This is a genomic window from Calderihabitans maritimus (assembly GCF_002207765.1).
Classification (GTDB): domain Bacteria; phylum Bacillota; class KKC1; order Calderihabitantales; family Calderihabitantaceae; genus Calderihabitans; species Calderihabitans maritimus.
Genome location: NZ_BDGJ01000065.1, coordinates 1 through 18,585, shown reverse-complemented (window position 1 = coordinate 18,585; position 18,585 = coordinate 1). Strand labels below are relative to the sequence as shown.

13 protein-coding genes and 1 other annotated feature are annotated in these 18,585 nt (G+C 47.8%); of the genes, 11 read left to right on the top strand and 2 right to left on the bottom strand.

Annotation, left to right across the window (positions count from 1 at the left end; all coding sequences use genetic code 11):
- Complete coding sequence (gene kamB / locus KKC1_RS06470; protein WP_088553667.1) at positions 1-1,104, top strand: lysine 5,6-aminomutase reactivase subunit KamB; 1,104 nt, start codon at positions 1-3, stop codon at positions 1,102-1,104.
- Between the two features lie 98 nt (positions 1,105-1,202).
- On the opposite strand, the gene KKC1_RS06465 is transcribed toward kamB, so the two are convergent.
- Positions 1,203-1,559 (bottom strand): hypothetical protein, encoded by a 357-nt coding sequence (locus tag KKC1_RS06465; RefSeq protein ID WP_088553666.1) that lies wholly within the window; start codon positions 1,557-1,559, stop codon positions 1,203-1,205.
- Positions 1,560-1,876: 317 nt separating this feature from the next.
- Between KKC1_RS06465 and KKC1_RS17415 the strand changes: the two genes are divergently transcribed.
- The 10 genes from KKC1_RS17415 to KKC1_RS06415 all read left to right on the top strand — a co-directional run bounded on the left by KKC1_RS17415 (position 1,877) and on the right by KKC1_RS06415 (position 15,574).
- Positions 1,877-1,969 carry a YqzL family protein gene (locus tag KKC1_RS17415; protein ID WP_088553665.1) on the top strand — a complete coding sequence of 31 codons (93 nt, stop codon included), beginning with the start codon at positions 1,877-1,879 and terminating at the stop codon, positions 1,967-1,969.
- 37 nt (positions 1,970-2,006) lie between these two features.
- Positions 2,007-2,282 (top strand) — a binding site (T-box leader).
- A 55-nt stretch (positions 2,283-2,337) separates the two neighbouring features.
- Entirely contained in the window at positions 2,338-3,360 is a 1,023-nt protein-coding gene (gene pheS / locus KKC1_RS06455; RefSeq protein WP_088553664.1) for a phenylalanine--tRNA ligase subunit alpha, read from the top strand.
- Between the two features lie 16 nt (positions 3,361-3,376).
- A complete protein-coding gene (gene pheT / locus KKC1_RS06450; RefSeq protein ID WP_088553663.1) occupies positions 3,377-5,800 on the top strand; it encodes a phenylalanine--tRNA ligase subunit beta in 2,424 nt (807 codons plus the stop codon).
- 29 nt (positions 5,801-5,829) lie between these two features.
- The gene (locus KKC1_RS06445; protein WP_238134224.1) at positions 5,830-6,165 is read left to right on the top strand and encodes a cell division protein ZapA; all 336 of its coding nucleotides are present in this window, start codon (positions 5,830-5,832) and stop codon (positions 6,163-6,165) included.
- 83 nt (positions 6,166-6,248) lie between these two features.
- Positions 6,249-7,964, top strand: coding sequence for a DNA polymerase/3'-5' exonuclease PolX (gene polX, locus KKC1_RS06440; RefSeq protein WP_088553662.1), 1,716 nt, complete (start codon positions 6,249-6,251; stop codon positions 7,962-7,964).
- 54 nt (positions 7,965-8,018) lie between these two features.
- A complete protein-coding gene (locus tag KKC1_RS06435) occupies positions 8,019-8,609 on the top strand; it encodes a DNA-3-methyladenine glycosylase (RefSeq protein WP_088553661.1) in 591 nt (196 codons plus the stop codon).
- 17 nt (positions 8,610-8,626) lie between these two features.
- Positions 8,627-9,535, top strand: a complete 909-nt coding sequence (locus tag KKC1_RS06430; protein ID WP_088553660.1) for an alkaline phosphatase family protein — start codon at positions 8,627-8,629, stop codon at positions 9,533-9,535.
- A 71-nt stretch (positions 9,536-9,606) separates the two neighbouring features.
- A complete protein-coding gene (locus KKC1_RS06425; RefSeq protein ID WP_088553659.1) occupies positions 9,607-10,566 on the top strand; it encodes an NGG1p interacting factor NIF3 in 960 nt (319 codons plus the stop codon).
- Positions 10,567-10,620: 54 nt separating this feature from the next.
- On the top strand, positions 10,621-13,158 hold the full coding sequence (locus tag KKC1_RS06420) for a U32 family peptidase (RefSeq protein WP_202819970.1): 2,538 nt from the start codon (positions 10,621-10,623) through the stop codon (positions 13,156-13,158).
- Between the two features lie 43 nt (positions 13,159-13,201).
- Complete coding sequence (locus tag KKC1_RS06415) at positions 13,202-15,574, top strand: endonuclease MutS2 (protein WP_088553657.1); 2,373 nt, start codon at positions 13,202-13,204, stop codon at positions 15,572-15,574.
- Between the two features lie 102 nt (positions 15,575-15,676).
- Here the strand turns inward: KKC1_RS06415 and KKC1_RS06410 are convergent, their stop codons facing one another.
- Positions 15,677-18,412 carry a transglycosylase domain-containing protein gene (locus KKC1_RS06410; RefSeq protein WP_088553656.1) on the bottom strand — a complete coding sequence of 912 codons (2,736 nt, stop codon included), beginning with the start codon at positions 18,410-18,412 and terminating at the stop codon, positions 15,677-15,679.
- Positions 18,413-18,585: the final 173 nt, after the last annotated feature.

The window sequence follows — 18,585 nt, the reverse complement described above, 5'->3', positions numbered from 1 at the left end:
ATGGGAGCGTACACGGTGGGAATAGCCGGTACGGCAAAGAATACGGGAAAGACCACTACTACGGATGTTATTTTAAGATTGCTGCACCAGCAGGAACGGACAGTGGGCCTTACCAGTATCGGTTATGATGGCGAAGAAATAGACAATATTACCGGCCTTCCTAAACCCCGCCTGCGGCTTTTACCGGGCATGCTGGTGGCCACGGCGGAAAAATGTCTGCAGGTCAGCCGGGCGGAGTTAGAAATATTGGAAAATAGCGGAGTGAACACTCCTTTGGGCCCTGTATATATTGCCCGGGTGAAACAGGAAGGATTGGTGGTGCTGGCAGGTCCCAACAAGGCGAGGGAATTGGCGCGGGTCAGAGATTGTATGTCTGCCTGGCATCCCGATATAATCCTGGTAGACGGTGCTTTAAACCGGCTGGCGCCTATGGTAGAGGCAGACGGAATCATCATTGCCACCGGGGCCGCCTATTCTCCTAAGGTAGAGGAGCTTTACCGGGATACGTTATCTTTGGCGGCGGCGTTTCAACGGCCAGTTGCTCCGCCTGAAATGGTGGGCAGAGAAGGAAATATTAACGTTATTTTGGAACGGGATAAATTTTACTTGAAGACCGGCTCGTTATTGAATAAAGAAACTGTTGAAGAAATAATGGCATTGGACCAACAAGAGCAGAATTTAAAAGGGATCTACATCCCCGGAATTGTAAGTGTTAATGCTCTAGAGGAACTTGTTGACAGATTAATTGGTAATGGCAATTGGTGTACTTTAACTTTTCGGAACCCGGTACACCTGCTGGTCAGCGGGGAATACCAGGTATTGTACAAGATACTTGCGAACTGGCAGCAGCAGGGGGGGCGGGTAGCGGTGGCCCGCTCTTTGCCGTTATTGCTGATCACGGTGAATCCTTTTTATCCCGCTTACGATGCGAAGCATCGTATTTACCGCGAAGCCCGGATTGACGGGGAAAAACTAATCAGAAGACTGCAACAGGACCTAACGGTTCCGGTAATAGATGTCCTGCGCCCGGGAAGCGAATTAATTCTAAAAAGAGTTCTTCAAGAACATCTGGTATCTCAACGTCCTTCCAATATTTCCTCGTAGATTTTTTTAATCCTCTCAGTCGTTATTTGACCGGAAAAAGTAGTATAAATCGGCGCAAGTCTTCTATCATTTGAATGAACTATCAAATACCCTTCAAGTCACCAGATAACGGAATAACAATTTTTGAAATGTGAGCTTGACCCCTTTCCCAACCTAAATGTTACGGGTTTGCTAGCTTCAGCAAACTCATATTGAACAGAATTACCAATTTTCTCTTCTAATTCTTCCGTAGTAACGGCAAGTTTGACTGCCTGTAGCTTCCTGTTCAAAATATTTTCTAATGCAGAAGTCAGCTCTTCATAATACTTAGTACTTTCGTTTACTGTTCTAATTTCACTTTGGTAATGTATATTTATTTCTTTAGGTCTAACAGGTTCACTCTTTCCTAAGATAAAGATTGACGAAACCATGATTATAAAGAACGCCGTTATGAGTAAATACGTTGGCTTTATCAAAAAGCTCGCCTCCTTAATGACGACTGCTATTTCGAGAGCAAGCAGGACTTAACTTAATCAGGGACCAATTACTTTTATCGTCACGTCAGTGTGCAGTTGTCACTAAAACGAAACCCGCAGGGGTGAGCATGAAAGTTTGAAGGAGCAGGCCCGAAGATAAGGACAGTAAAATGCCAGGGAGAATGTTTTCCGCGGTCAAGAGTGCGCCGAAAAAGTTAAGGTGGATGAATTCTTGCGTTAACTTGTAAGAAGGGAGTGCTTGTGATATAATGTACGACAGAAAAAGCCCCTAAAAAAAAGAAAGGGTGTGGGAGTCCATGTTTTGGCCCGCCGACTTTTTTTGGAGGATCTTTGAAAAGACCGGTTCTATAACTGCCTATATTATTTACCGGAGGTTGATACTGCAATAGTTTTTATATAATATAATAACAATAACATCTTTTTCAAGCAAATGTGATGAGTGGGAAAAGTAGTCTACCGCCGCTCTTACAGAGAGACGGGGCCACCGGCTGAAAGCCCTGTCAAGAAGCAGGTAGATGAAGTTCGCCCATGAACAGCAGGCTGAATTCAGTTGCGACAGCAACTGATAGTAGGCTGAGCCGGTTCTTCCACCGTTACCTGGGAGACAGTATCAAGCAGTTCTACTGCTTCGTACTGGTCAAGTGAATCTGGTCATCCAGATTAAATAGGGTGGTACCGCGGAAGAGAGCTTTCGTCCCTAGACGGAGGCTCTTTCTTATTGCTTTTATCCGATAAACGGTTCGTAGGAGGGGTCGAGGTGAGAGAACAAATTGAGAAGATTAAGGAAGAAGCCGATCAGGCTTTTCGCCTGGCCAAAAGCAGCGAAGAATTGAACCGGCTGCGGGTTAAATATCTGGGGAAAAAAGGCGAAATGACCCGGGTTCTGAGGGGAATGGCCCATATTCCTCCCGAAGAGAGACCGGCAGTAGGCCAACTGGCCAATGAAGTAAAAAATTATCTGGAAACAGTACTGGAGCAAAGGTTACAGGCTTTAAAACAGGAGGAAAAGGAACGGAGACTGGCTGCCGAGACGATAGATATTACTTTGCCCGGTCAAAGATTATTAATGGGCAGGAAGCATCCCTTAACCCAGGTACTCGATCAAATCAAGGAGATTTTTATAGGGATGGGTTATGCTGTTGCCGAAGGGCCGGAAGTGGAGTATGACTATTACAACTTTGAGGCTTTGAATTTGCCCAAAGACCATCCGGCCAGGGATATGCAAGATTCTTTCTATATTACCGATGAAATCCTGTTGCGTACCCACACATCGCCGGTTCAGGTAAGGGTAATGGAAAAAATGGTACCCCGGCTGCCCATCCGCATTATTGCTCCGGGGAAAGTCTACCGGCGAGATGATGACGCCACTCATTCCCCTATGTTCCACCAGGTGGAAGGGCTCCTTGTGGACCGGCATGTTACCTTTGGAGACTTAAAGGGTACGTTGTTGGCTTTTGCCAAACAGATGTTTGGTGACGAACGGGAGATCCGACTGCGGCCCAGCTACTTTCCTTTCACCGAACCCAGTGCCGAAGTAGACATTTCTTGTATCAACTGCGGGGGTAGCGGTTGTCGGGTCTGTTCTTACACGGGATGGTTGGAAATTTTAGGTGCCGGGATGGTTCACCCGCGAGTCCTGGAAATGTCCGGGTATGATCCCGAGGAAGTCAGCGGTTTTGCTTTTGGTATGGGAGTAGAGCGGATAGCAATGCTGAAATACGGTATCGATGATCTCCGGTTGTTGTTCGATAACGATCTGCGGTTCCTAACCCAATTCTAGAGAGGAGGAAGGTGCAGTGCGAGTTCCCTACAATTGGTTGAAAGAATATGTAGAAGTAGACTTGAGCCCTCATGATTTGGCGGACCGGATGACCATGGCCGGGATAGCCGTAGACACTGTTCACTACCTGGCAGAAGGTCTGGAGCGAGTAATAGTAGGGGAGATTGTAGATATCCAGAATCACCCTAACGCTGATAAACTGGTTGTATGCCGCGTTGATGTAGGACAAGAAGCTCCTTTACAGATTGTGACGGGAGCTCCTAACGTAGCTGTAGGGCAACGAGTTCCGGTGGCTCTACCGGGAGCTCAACTACCTTCCGGCTTGAAGATATCTACGACGAGCCTGCGGGGTGTGGAGTCTCAAGGAATGTTATGTTCGGCCGAGGAATTGGAACTGGACTGGCAAGGCCTGCCTGGCCATGAGGAAGGTATATTGATTTTAGATGGTCGGGCGCCGGTAGGAGAAAGTGTCGCAAAGGTATTAGGGCTGGACGATTACGTTCTGGAGTTGGACCTGACTCCTAACCGGGCCGATTGCCTTTCCATAGTAAACGTGGCCCGAGAGGTGGCGGCGATAACGGGAGCCCGTTTGAAACTGCCGGAAATAGTTGTGGAAGAAATCAAAGGCGATATCTCTTCCATGGCTTCCGTAGAAATTGAAGATAAAAATCTTTGCGGGCGCTATATAGCCAGAATATTTACGGACATCAGGATTGAGCCTTCTCCCCTTTGGATGCAGCAGCGGCTACATAGTGCCGGGGTCAGACCTATTAATAATATTGTAGACATTACCAACTATGTTATGCTGGAACTGGGTCAGCCCCTTCACGCTTTCGATTATGATACTCTGGAAGGGCGGCGTATCATTGTGCGCCGTGCTCGAAAGGGAGAAAAAATTGTTACTCTGGATCAGGTGGAAAGGAACTTGGACCCGGAAATGCTGGTGATTGCTGATGCACTCCACCCCGTAGCCTTGGCAGGGGTAATGGGCGGTCTGGAAACCGAGGTAACGGAAAGAACGCAAAACATTCTGCTGGAGGCAGCCCATTTTAATCCGACCAGTATCCGTAGAACCTCTCGCAAATTGGGTCTGAGGTCGGAAGCTTCCATGCGTTTTGAAAAAGGGGTGAACATAGACGGTACTTTGCTGGCAGCTAACAGGGCCGCCCAATTGGTTAACCAACTGGGAGCCGGGAAGGTAGTGCGGGGAGTTATCGACTGTTACGAAACTCCTGCGGTGCCGGTTTCTATAAATTTAAGGGTTTCCCGTGTTAATAAAGTCTTGGGAACGGAGCTTGACCGGGAGGCAGTAGCAAATATTCTCGCACGCCTGCATTTTCAGGTAGTGCCAGTCAATGACGATATTCTTAAGGTGGATATTCCCACCTATCGCCTGGATGTTACCAGGGAAATTGATCTGGTGGAAGAAGTGGCCCGTATTTATGGCTATGACCAGATTCCTTTAACCCTTCCCCAGGGCGCAACGGCGGAGACGAAGAAAAACAAGCTGCAGAAGACGGAAGAAAAAATTCGTCAGGTGTTGGCAGATTGCGGGCTCATGGAGGTTATTACTTATAGCTTCACCAGCCCCAAGGTCTTTGACCGGATAAGGCTTCCAGAGGAGGATCCCCTGCGCAAAGTAGTTCGCCTGCGTAATCCGTTAAGTGAGGAACAAAGTGTCATGCGTACCACCCTTCTGCCGGGCCTGCTGGAGACGGCCCAGCGCAATGTCAGCCGTAACAACCGGAATATGGCCATTTATGAAGTAGGGCACGTTTTTATTCCGAAAGAAGAAGGGAAATTGCCGGAAGAAAGGTTAAAAGCCGCCGCTCTGGTTATGGGTCAGCGTCCCAGGGGTTGGAACTGGCCCGCCCAAGAGCTGGATTTCTTTTACCTCAAAGGGGTGCTGGAAGAATTATTGGAGCAGTTGGGAATTTCTGCTTGGAATCTTGTTAGAACTACTCATCCGGCCCTGCACCCTGGTCGTACTGCTGAGATCCGCTTCAACGGGGAAACGGCGGGGTTCATGGGAGAAGTTCACCCGGACGTACAAGAAAATTACGAACTACCCAGGCGGACTTGCGTTTTTGAGCTGGATTTGGTCTTACTAGATCGCTACAGTACGGATAAGAAGAAGTATGTGCCCTTGCCCAAGTTCCCGGCGGTAGAACGGGATTTGGCGGTCGTGGTTCCCGAAGAAGTACCGGTCAAAGAGGTGGAGGAGCGGATAGTTCAGTCTGGAGGAGATTTGTTAAAGGCGGTACGTTTATTCGACGTTTACCGGGGAGAGCAGATTAAGCCCGGATACAAGAGCCTGGCCTACTCTCTTCTGTACCAGTCTCCTGATCGTACTTTGAAGGACGAGGAGGTTAATGAGCTACACCATAAGATTATAGAGGCTCTGGTGGACGCTGTTGGCGCTCAACTGCGCGTGGACTAAACATCGTCCTAGCAGGAATCAGGAGAATTTTGGCGAAACTTGCTAAAAAGCATGGGAGAAAGAGGGGAGTATGGTTGGCTATGGACCAGGAGCAGGGGCAAAAGTCCAGGGTTACGGTTAACATTCGCGGGCGGGATTATACCGTGAGGGCAGCGGCTAGTCCGGAATATATCTTAAAACTGGCCGCCTATGTGGATGAAAAAATGAAAAAGATTGAAGAAAAGAATAAACTGCTGTCTCCTTATAAAGTAGCTGTTCTGGCCGCGCTAAATATAGCTGATGATTTAGCCAAACTGCAAAAAGACTATGACGATTTGGTTAAAATGATAGAGGAGGCCAAAAAGGCCGGGAGCGTAAATGAATAACGCCTGTTCAGGCGTTTTTTCTTCATAGGAAGGTAAACTATAAAAGCAAAGAAAGAAATTTTGGCGATAAGGAGGCAAATTATTTGACTAACCTGGAGATTGCATGGATTTTTAACGAAATAGCCGACCTCATGGAACTTAAAGGAGACAATATATTTAAAGTTCGCGCTTACCGGAAGGCGGCCGATATATTACACCATTTGCCGGAAGAAATAGAAAATATTTACCACCGGGAAGAATTGAACCAAATCCCCGGGATAGGCAAAATCCTGGCTTCAAAAGTCGAAGAAATACTGCAGACAGGTCGCTGTAGTTATCTGGAAAGATTAAGAGAAGAAATACCTCAGGGCCTGAAGGAAATGCTGGCCATCCCCGGCCTGGGTCCTAAATCCGTTCAAACCATCTACAAACGTCTAAATATTACTACGTTAGAAGAACTAGAAGAAGCTGCCCGCAAGAAACGGATAAGAAAACTGCCGGGAATGGGTAGTAAGACGGAACTTAATATTTTAAGAGGAATAGAAATGCTGCGGCGAAATTGCGGGCAAGTTCCCATGGGATTAGCCATGTCTTTAGCCGAAGCCTTGATTGCAGACCTGAAGGGTTTGCCGGAAGTGGAGCGAATTGAAATTACCGGGGATTTACGCCGGGGACGGGAAATGGTGGAGGGAGTTGATCTCCTGATTGGGTCTCAGGCGCCCCAGGGAATAATATCCGTCCTTAATAAAAGTCCCAAGATTAAGCAGGTATTGAGTTGCGATGAGCACCGTATCGAGGCAACAACCTGGTTGGGAATACGGGTGATTATCAACATTGTGGAACCGGAAAATTTTTATCTGGCCTGGCAGCAGCTTACCGGTTCTGCAAAACACAATCAAAGGCTGCAGGAGAGGGGCGACAAGTTTCATTTGAAACTGAGCCCCAGCGGCTTAATCCGTTCTGAGGGGCATGAAATGCTTCCGGTGAAAGGGGAAGAAGATATTTACCGTTATCTCGAACTGCCTTACATACCACCGGTTCTCCGGGAGGATACAGGGGAGATTGAAGCGGCCATAGAGGGAAGGCTACCTGAGTTGATTCAGCTGGCAGATATCAAAGGGGATCTGCATGTTCATTCCAATTGGAGTGACGGGGTAAGTGAAATTATCCAGCTAGTTGAAGCAGCTCGAGAAAGAGGATATCAATATTTAGCCATTACCGACCATTCCAAGTCACTGAAAATTGCCGGTGGACTTTCGGAAGAAAAATTGCGGGAGCAGCGGGAGGTGCTGAGAAGCCTGGAGGAAAGTTTAGGAGATATTCACCTGCTGGCGGGGGTAGAGGTAGATATTTTACCTGACGGCAGCCTGGATTACGAAGATTCCTTTTTGGAGGAAATGGACCTAGTAATTGCCTCCGTGCATACCCATTTTCGTATGGAAAAGGACCGAATGACTGCCCGGATTGAGTCAGCACTTAAAAATCCTCTGGTGGACATTCTAGCCCACCCTACAGGACGAATCCTGGGACGGCGAGATCCTTATGCTGTAGACCTGGAATACCTTATGGAGGTTGCTGCCCGTACCGGTACCTGTATGGAAATAAATGCTTCCCCGGACAGGCTGGATTTGAATGAGAAGGGAATCCGGAAGGCCAAGGAATACGGAATTCCGCTGGCTATCAATACCGATGCTCATGATGCCTTGCGGCTCGAAGATATGCGCTACGGGATAATAACGGCCCAGCGGGGATGGCTGGAAAGGAAAGACGTGGTCAACGCATGGGATTTTGAAGAGTTAAAGAGATGGCTGGGACTTTAAGCAGGAAACTATTGACGGGATGATACGATTGGATGAGGTGATGATCTGAAGATTATGAGGCAAGGTTGGCTATTACTCCCTGCTAGTTTCTACGCCAGGGATACTACTCAAGTTGCTAAAGAACTCTTGGGCACGTATATGGTCTACCATTCTCCCCAAGGAACGGTGGGAGGCAAAATCGTGGAAACAGAGGCTTACCTGGGGGCTGAGGACCCGGCGTGCCACTCGGCGAGAGGAAAAACCCGTCGCAATGCCGTTATGTTCGGGGAGGCCGGACATGCCTATATATACCAAATTTACGGGATTCATTATTGTTTCAATGTAACTACCGACCGGCCGGAGGTAGCAGCGGCAGTTCTCATACGCGCTCTGGAACCGGTAATAGGAATTGAGCTGATGAAGGCCCGGCGGGGACAGGAAGAGATTACCAAGTTATGTAGTGGGCCCGCGAAGCTGGTTCAAGCCATGGGTATTCCTCCCGAACTGAACGGTACCAGTGTGGTTGAAGGACCGGTAAAATTTTACCGGGACAAGAACGTTCAGGAACAAGAAATAGTTACCACTACCCGTATTGGTATCAGCAAAGCAGTAGATTGGCCGCTAAGGTTTTATTTAGCGGGGAATCCCCATGTCTCCAAGAAATAATTCGAGGTTGAATTCTGATGAAAGTGTTAATGATCTTTATAGATGGTCTTGGTTTAGGGAAAGAGGACCCCAAAGTGAATCCTTACCACAGAGCCCAAACTCCCGTACTGGATGGGTTATTAGGAGGTCACCGCTTGTACATACGGGAGGAACCCCTAATTACAGCCGATGCGATTTTAATACCCACGGATGCCCGGCTGGATGTACCAGGTATTCCCCAAAGTGCTACCGGGCAGACGGCACTGTGGACGGGGGTTAATGCAGCTCGACTGCTGGGATATCACCTAAACGGGTTGCCTTCCCCTGAGCTTAAAGAGCTATTGTGGCAGGGCAACATTTTTTCCTGGGTATTAGACCGGGGGAAAAAGGCTGTTTTTGCCAACGCCTTTTCCGGAGACTTTTTTGCGGGGAAAAGACCCCGGTCTGTGTCTACGGAGGCGGCTTTGGCGGCCGGACTGAAGCTAAAAACAGTAGAGGATTTGGAAGCAGGTCAAGCGGTTTACCAGGACCTGACTAACGAAATTTTAAGATTACGAGGGGAAAAGGTCAATTTAATAACTCCGGAACTGGCGGGTAGGCGGTTGGCTACGATAGTTCAGGAACATGACTTCGTTCTTTTTGAATATTTTCAAACTGATGTAGTCGGTCACCGGAAGGATTTTGCCAGAGCAGTGCAAATATTGGAGAAACTGGACCGGTTTTTGGGTTCTGTAATAAAGGGTGTGGAAAAAACAAATACTTTAATCGTAATAGTCAGTGACCACGGGAATATGGAAGACCTCACCGTCGGTTCTCACACCCTCAATCCGGTTCCTACGCTCTTAGTCGGAGCAAGGAAGGAAGAAGGGTTAGAACAGATTAAGTCTATCCTAGACATAACACCGTTTATACTATATATGTTAGATGGTCAAAGCAGAAAAATTTAATTTATCAGCAGGATTTTCCAGTTTAATCGGGAATACAGCGTGGAGAAAAAGTTAAAGGAGGAACTGTCCATATGCTGCTGAAGGAAATCTATCAACTAGCCATAAAACTAGGCATGGAAGCAGACCCTCGGGGTAAAGAGGAAGTAGAGGGTCTCCTCGCCAAGGCTAAGGAAAAGTTTGAAAAGTTGCAAGAAGAGGACAAAAAGGAGTTTGACCAGGAAAAACTGTCTAATCCTTATAGTGATACGCGAATTCTTTACGGCGAGGATAACAGGGAAGTCAAAACGATTCTGGCCGGAATAGATATATCCATAGGAGAAGTACTGGTAGCAGAACGCCTGCGGGAGAAAGGGCAAAACGTAGATTTGTTGCTGGGGCACCATCCGGAAGGAAAAGCACTGGCTGCGCTTCACGATGTAATGCACCTACAGGAAGACGTTCTGGCCGGACTGGGAATACCGATAAACGTAGCAGAGGGGATTATGGGTCCCCGTATTGAAGAAGTGAAGCGAGGGCTTATGCCGGTAAACCATAACCGGGCAGTGGACATTGCTCGTCTTTTTGACATTCCCTTTATGTGTGTCCATACCCCTAGCGACAACCTAGTAACCCGTTATCTTAACCGCTTTTTCGAGGAGAAGAAGCCGGAAACGGTGGGGGACGTAATCAAACTACTTAAAACCATTCCGGAATACGCCTATGCCATGACTATTAATGCCGGCCCTCAGATAATTGTTGGTTCCAAAGAGCGGCGGGCGGGCAAAATCTTTGTAGATATGACCGGCGGCACCAGCGGTTCGGAAGATGCGTATTCCAAGCTGGCCCAGGCAGGCGTGGGAACTATAGTAGGTATGCATATGGGGGAAAAACACCGTAAAGAAGCGGAGAAGAACCATATCAACGTAGTTATTGCCGGTCACCTGGCCAGTGATTCCTTGGGGATGAACCTTTTCCTCGATGAGCTGGAAAAACAGGGGATAAACATCATCACCTGTTCGGGATTATACCGGGTTAAAAGAATAGAAAGCTAAGGACGTGTGTACCGCACGTCCTTTTGATTAAAAATGGAATTGGAGGTTGGCAAAGTGCAAAAACCGGAGCTGCTGGCCCCTGCGGGAAACATGGAAGCACTAATGGCTGCGGTGGAAAACGGTGCAGATGCCGTATATTTAGGAGGAAAGCTTTTCAGCGCCCGTCATTACGCAGATAATTTTGATGATCAAGAGATGAAGGAGGCCCTTGCCTACAGCCAACCCCGGGGAGTTAAGATTTACGTCACGGTAAACACTCTTCTGGACAAGAGGGAGCTAGAGAGTGCAGTGCGGTTTATCTACCGGCTGACTCAGCAGGGTATAAATGCTGTAATTGTGCAGGACCTGGGATTACTTAAGATATTGCGGGAAGTTCTTCCCCAGCTGGAGATCCACGCCAGCACCCAAATGACGGTTCATAATAGTGCCGGCTGCCGTTTTCTAGAGAAACACGGCGTTAAAAGAGTGGTATTGGCCCGGGAAGTATCTCTCAATAATATTAAAAATATCAGGCAGAAGACTGATATTGAGCTGGAGACTTTTGTCCATGGAGCTTTATGTATATCTTATTCAGGACAATGCCTTATGAGCAGTATGATTGGAGGGCGCAGCGGTAACCGGGGCCGCTGTGCCCAGCCATGCCGCATGACTTATCGCTTGGTAGACGAAAAGGGTAGAGAACTGACGGACAAGACTTTCGGGTTGCACCTGCTTAGCCCGCGGGACTTGAATATGTTAGATTGTCTACCGCAGCTAGTAGAGGCGGGAGTAAGAGCTTTTAAAGTAGAGGGACGTATGAAGAGGCCGGAGTATGTGGCCACCGTGACCAGGATCTACCGGCAGGTATTAGATCGCTACTGGGAAAACCCTGAACATTTCTTCGTTACGGAGAGAGAACAGAAGGAACTGGAACAGATATTCAACCGCCAGTTTACCACCGGTTATTTTTTTGGCAATCCAGGACGGGATTTGATGAGTTATAAGCGACCCAACAACCGGGGGCTTTTCCTGGGAAGGGTAACGGGATATAATGCCGGGACGAAGCAGGCAATAATAAGACTGGAGGAACCGCTAAGGCGGGGAGATGGAATTGAAGTGTGGGTCAGCCGGGGAAGCCGGGTAGGAACTACGGTAGAGGAAATATGGTGGAAAGGACAAAAGACCGAAGAGGCGCCAGCAGGTGCAGAGGTCGTTTTGCCTCTTACCCGTAAGGTGGAAAAAGGTGACCGGGTTTTCAAAACTTACGATCGGGAGTTGATGGCCCGGGCTCATAAATCATACAGCGGGCCCGGTAGCAGAAAAATAAAAGTCAATGCCATGGTCAGGGCAAAAGAGGGTGAGCCTCTTCGAATTGAATTGACCGATCCGGCTGGACGTAAGGCCTCGGCAGAAACACAATTTTTGGGCGAAAAGGCTTTAAAGCATCCTCTTACCGAAGAGGTAATTCGGCGACAGTTAGAACGCTTGGGGAATACGCCTTTTGAATTGGGGCATCTGGAAGCCGAAATAATTGGTAATATCATGGTGCCCCTTAGCGAGATTAACAAAGCCCGGCGGGAAGCGGTCGCCCGGCTGGAGGAACTTCGCGCGGAGGAAGTTCGCCTCCCAACCGTACCTAGAGCCGAATTCGAAGAGCGTCTGCAGAAGGTCTTGGTCGAGGTATCAGATCAAAAAAGACCTCGCACCAAGCCTTTGCTTTCGGTGGTAGTAGGAGATATAGCCAGCCTGGAAGCTGCCTTAGATAGCGGAGCCGACCGCATTTATTTCGGTGGAGAACAGTTTCGTTCCAAACCCCCTATTACCAACAGGGAACTGGAGGAAGCGGTAGAGAAATGTCGAGCTTTGGGCAAGGAAGCCGTTTTGGTTATGCCCAGGATATGGCATGAAGACCAAGTGGCTTCCATGGTCAGTGATTTACGGCAGGTTGCTACCTGGCACCCTGACGGTATTATGGTAGGGAATTTAGGTTCTCTTCAACTGGTCAGGGAGACTTGTCCGCAAATAAGAATCTTCGGTGACTATCCCTTAAACGTATTTAATGACCATGCAGCTTTGTTTATGGCCGAGGAGGGAATTTATTCTATAACCCTCTCGCCGGAGTTGAATTTTGAGCAGCTAAAAGAACTTTCCTTGCCGGTTGACATTTCCCTGGAATGCCTGGTACATGGATTTATTCCTCTAATGATTTCCGAATATTGTGCCGTAGGTGCTATACTTGGGGAAAGGACTGAAGGAACTCCCTGTCGACAGGTATGCTACCAAGGCAGGTTTGGGTTGAAAGACCGGATGAACTTTATCTTTCCTCTGGAAAGTGATCAATATTGCCGCATGTTTGTCTTCAATCCTAAAGAGCTGTGTTTGATAGAAGATTTACCTTTGTTTATGGATCTAGGTATAAATTCTTTGCGAATTGAGGCCAAGAAGGAAAGTGCCGAATATGTCCGCCGGGTGGTCACGGCTTACCGTACAGCTATCGACGAGGCATGGCAGCTTCGGAAAGACAAGGGTACTTTGACGAAGCTAAAGGAAGAATTGGAGAAAGCCAGTGCGGCGGGATTTACCAAAGGCCACTATTATCGAGGTGTGTTATAATTTAGCTTGGAATCAGTGGTTATCTGATAAGGGTGGGATAGTGGTGAACGAAAAGAGTATCAGGCAGTTGGAATTACCCAAGATTTTGGCCAAACTGAAAGAATGCTGCACCTCGTCGCTGGGGAAGAAGCTGGTGGAGGAGCTTCACCCTTCGGCGGATATAGGAGAAGTATCCACAAGGTTACAGGAAACTACGGAGGCAAGAGAAGTTCTCAGACGGTATCCTTTGGTACCGTTAGGCGGCATCCGGGAAATAGAAGAACCTTTGAGAAAGGCCCAAATAGGCCGCCTGTTAGAGCCTTTTGAACTTCTAGCCGTAGTAGATACTTTAAGGGCGAGCCGCCGGTTGAAAAAGTTTTTGCTGGAAATAGAGGGCGATTTTCCCCTTTTAAAAAAAGAAGCAGCATCTTTAGCTGTGTTGAGAGAAATTGAAAGAGAAGTAAATGAAGCTATAACACCGGAAGGGGAAGTTGCCGATCATGCTTCTGCTGAACTGCTTCGGATAAGAAAGCAGATAAGAAATATACAAGATCGAATAAAAAAGCATTTGGAAAGCATCCTGCGGTCGCCCGAACAGCAGAAGTACCTGCAGGAAAAAATTATAACCCTACGGGGAGACCGGTATGTGGTTCCCGTAAAACAGGAGTATCGTTCCTTTTTCCCCGGTTTAGTTCACGACCAGTCGGCCAGTGGCGCCACTTTGTTTATTGAGCCAATGGCAGTAGTGGAGCTGAACAATGAATTGCGACGTTTGAAGGCGGCTGAACAGAAGGAGATAGAAGCTATTTTGGCGCAGCTGACCACTCTGATATCGGCTAAAATACCGCAAATCCGGGAAACGTTGCAGGCTTTAGCCCGCATAGACTTTATTATGGCTAAAGGACGTCTGAGTGAGCGGATGGATGCGGGCCTCCCCAGTTTAAATCAAGAAGGAAGAATTAAACTTATCGGTGCCCGACATCCTCTAATTCCCGGTTCGGTGGTGCCAATAAGTCTTCACTTGGGTAAAGATTTTGATATTTTGGTAATCACGGGACCTAATACCGGGGGCAAGACAGTAACCTTAAAAACGGTAGGACTTCTCACCCTCATGGCCCAGTGCGGGCTGCATGTTCCGGCAGAGGCAGGGACAGAGCTGGCTGTTTTTGGTCAGGTTTTTGCCGACATCGGAGACGAACAAAGCATTGAACAGTCCTTGAGTACTTTTTCTTCCCATATGACTAATATAGTTAATATTCTGCAGGTTGCCGACGATAATTCCCTGGTCCTTCTTGATGAGCTGGGAGCAGGTACCGATCCTACCGAGGGTTCAGCTTTGGCTATAGCTATACTGGAATACCTGCAGCAAAAAAGGGCTAAAACTATAGCAACTACTCACTATAGTGAGCTAAAGATTTTTGCCTTTAACACAGACCGGGTGGAAAATGCCAGTGTGGAATTTGATATAGACACTTTGCAACCTACCTACCGCCTAACAATAGGACTGCCTGGTCGGAGCAACGCATTTGAGATTGCTTCTCGCCTCGGGCTATCACCGGAAGTGGTGAACCGTGCCCGGCAGCATCTATCGGGAGAAGAGATGAGGCTTACGGAACTGCTTCAGGAATTGGAAGAAAAGCGGCGTGTTAGCGAGCGAGAGAGAAAAGAAATAGAAAAACTTAAGGGACAATTGGAGTTGCTAAAAAATGAACTAGAGCTCAAGAAAGCGGAGTTAGAGCAGAAGGAAGCCCGAATTTTAAAAGAAGCATACGAGAAGGGGCAAGAAATCATCAAGGAATATCGCCAGAAGGCAGAAGCAGTAGTTAAGGAAATGGAGTATACGCTGGACGAAGAATTCCGCAAGGCTCGTGTCCGGGCAGAGCAACAGGCCAGAGAAAAGTTAAAGGATATGGACCGGCAGTTAGACGAAGAAATTGACAAGTATACCCCGGCTCAAAAGGGGACCGCCCCTTCTACGGTTAAACCGGGAGATTATGTAGAAATACCTCGGCTCCAACAAAAGGGTTATGTAGTGAGTGAACCTAATACCCAGGGAGAGGTGCAGGTTCAGGTAGGAATTTTGAAGCTCAACGTTCCTTTAAAAGACATCAGGCTTGCTTCTGGTGACAAAGCGACAGAAGAACAGAAAGCAAGCATTGGTCGGATTATGGCAGAGAAAACTAAGAATATCCGACCCGAGATTGACCTAAGGGGGATGACGGTAGAGGAGGCAGTGGCAGCAGTTGAACGTTACCTGGACGATGCCGTACTCAGCGGCCTTGCTCGTGTTTTTATAATTCACGGTAAAGGTACGGGGGCGCTAAGGACGGCCATCCGGGAATACCTTAGTGAACACAAGCAGGTAAAAAACTTCTGGTTTGGCAGTCCAAAAGAGGGTGGAACCGGTGTGACGGTCGTTGAATTAACCGGCTCATAGTTGGAAGTACTCGCAGAGAGGCAGGGCCTGTCGAGACGTTGAGAGGTCCTCACGTACGGTTTCGGGAAAGGGCGGTTATTTACCGCCCCTTCCTATTTCCGCTTAATTTATTTCGGTTTCAACAGTAACTTCGCTCGAAGGGCTGGTTAAGCCGGTTTTGGGATCAATGGCAAAGATACGATAATGGTAAATTTGGTCTTTTTCCACTTTTCGATCTATAAATTGGTTGCTGGTAGTTATCCCAATGTTATATTTAGTAGGATTGGAATCAGTCCAGCGATCGATAGAATAGATATAATTGCGATCTTCTTCAGGTTCGGTCCAGGTTAAACGCACCTGAATTCCGCTGGAGGAATCCTCTGAGGTTTCTACCCAGGCCTGCAGTTGAGGTTCTGGGGGAGCCTGTTTGTCCCTAGCTGGAGGCTCATCTCCCGGTGGTGCTGCCGATCTCTGGACTATATTATGGTCTGGGAGGTCGCAGTACCGGCTCGGGTAGTTCCCCGGTTGCACGATTATTTCCTCGATCAACTCCGGCGGACAGCCCCCTTCTTCGCCGGGGCCTGGGATATTGGCCAACACTAGTTCACCTTTATGACGGCTGTCGGTGCATACCTGCACTGTGCTTCCCGCTTGGGGACCATGAATGTCGCACAATTCCCGGGGAAGTTCAAGGTCTGCATCTTCCGGTTTGACATCACCGTCATAAGGTACCGGGCGTTTTAGAAAAACTCCAGTTACAACGGTGGGACAGAAAGGAGTGGGCAGCTTGCCCGTTTCTGCACAGACTTGAGCTTCTACCCATACATTGGAAACTTCTTTAGGGAGAGTGTCTTTGGTGAAAATTTCGGTGCGTATAAATTCCTCAGGAGTGAGTTCGCTCGGCAAAAGACCTGACTTTATATCTACGGCGGCGGTAACAATACCTTCGGGACGTGGGAATTGTCTTACAGGTACGTCTTTCAAAGCTTCCGACATAACCGCTTTCCAGATCATAGCTGGGTATTTACCGCCATATACCCTTTGGAGAAAGTGGTCTTTATCAGTGATATCGTATCCCATCCAGACGACTCCCGCCAGTTCAGGCGTGTAACCGACAAACCAGGCGTCTCTATTACCTTTAAGACCCTTAAATTCCGGCCTGTCCGGTAACTGGGTGGTTCCAGTTTTTCCGGCTACCGGACGATTCATCTTAGCCCTCCAGCCGGTACCGGATTCAACTACCGTTTTTAAGATATCAGTCATCAAATAGGCAGTTTGTTCACTCATGACGATACGCCGTTTAGGTTTGTGCTCGTAAAGGACATTGCCCTCATTATCAGTTATTTTAGTGATGGCGTAGGGTTCGATATAAACCCCTTGATTGGCAAAAGCCGCGTAGGCGGCAACCAGCTCCAAAGGCGATACGCCTTCGGTGATGCCACCGAGGGCAAGACTTAAATGCTTATCCTGAGGAAGTAGGGGTAGACCCAGATCCTTCGCAAATTGATATCCGGTTTCCACGCCGATAGCATCTAAAACTTTTACCGCCGGTACGTTGACAGACCACCTTACAGCTTCGCGCAGGGTGATAAGTCCGCGCCAGCGACCGTCGTAATTTTCCGGGCGATATGGCTTCGGTACTGACGGAAACTCAGTGGGTACATCGTCAATAACGGTGGCGGGAGTAAAGCCTTTTTCCAAGGCCGGCGCATAAACAGCTATGGGCTTAATAGCCGAACCGGGTTGGCGCCTCATTTGCGTGGCTCTGTTAAGTCCTCTCTTGGTGACATGCTCCCTACCTCCAATGAGGGCCTTTATCTGGCCGGTTGCCGGTTCTAAGATTACCATAGCGCTTTGTACCGGCCGGTCCTTGTCGTTACTTGCAGGGAAGTACTGAGGATCTTGATAGACTGTCTGCAGTGTTTCCTGGATACGGGGATCCAGGGTAGTGTAAATTTTCAAACCTCCCTTATAAACTTGGGCTGATTCTATACCGTTTTGCTCTAGTATCTTCTCTGCTTCCTCAATTACATGGTCGATAAAGTAGGGATACTTGTACCGAGCTTTTTGTTTGCGTTCAACCAGGTTAAACTTTTCGGCGCGAGCGATATCGGCTTCCTTTTCGTCAATAAATCCGTATTCTACCATTTTGGCCAGTACTACCGCCCGGCGCTTCTTAGCTGCAGTTTCGTTTAAAAAGGGTGAGTAGGCTGCAGGATTTCTTACCAATCCCGCCAGCATAGCCGCTTCGCCCAGGGTTAAATCTTGAACATCCTTACCAAAATAAGTTTTGGCCGCGGCTTGAACACCATACGCACCGTGACCGAAATAGATTTGATTTAAATACATTTCAAATATTTGATCTTTAGTGTACATTCTCTCCAACTGGATGGCCATCAAAGCTTCCTGAATTTTTCTTTTGATGGTTTTTTTGGGATTTTTCAAATAGGCCGTTTTAACTAATTGTTGGGTAATGGTACTGCCTCCTTGGGCAAACCTTCCTTCCCGCAGGTTAACGTAAGCAGCCCGGGCAATTGCCTTCAGGCTTATCCCGGGATGTTCATAAAAGTGAGGGTCTTCTATGGCCAGGAATGCATCTTTTAAATGTTTGGGGATAATCTCGAAATCTACTGGAATACGGTTTTCTGTACCGTGTAGTTCAGCGATTTTTTTCCCGTTTTGGTCGTAGACAAAAGTAGTTAATTCAGTTTCAATTTCTCCGGGTGTCCATTTGGGTAAATTGTGTATAACACCGGCAAGAAAACCTACTCCGGCGCCCGCAGCTATGAAAGTAAACAAAAGGACAATTAGTAGGGCTAAGCGAAATATGTTGAGTTTTCGTCTGACTTTCTTAGGCAATGGAGTAACCTCCTCTTAATTTCTGTATATCGCGTGCTGTTTCTCCAACCTATTATATCATAAAGTATATCATAAAAAGATTCAGGTCAAAAAATGAGTGGAGCCAATTGCGCTGTGCGGAAGCAAGCACAAATAGGTCGTTTTAGGGTATCAAACAAAACATCTTACCCCAA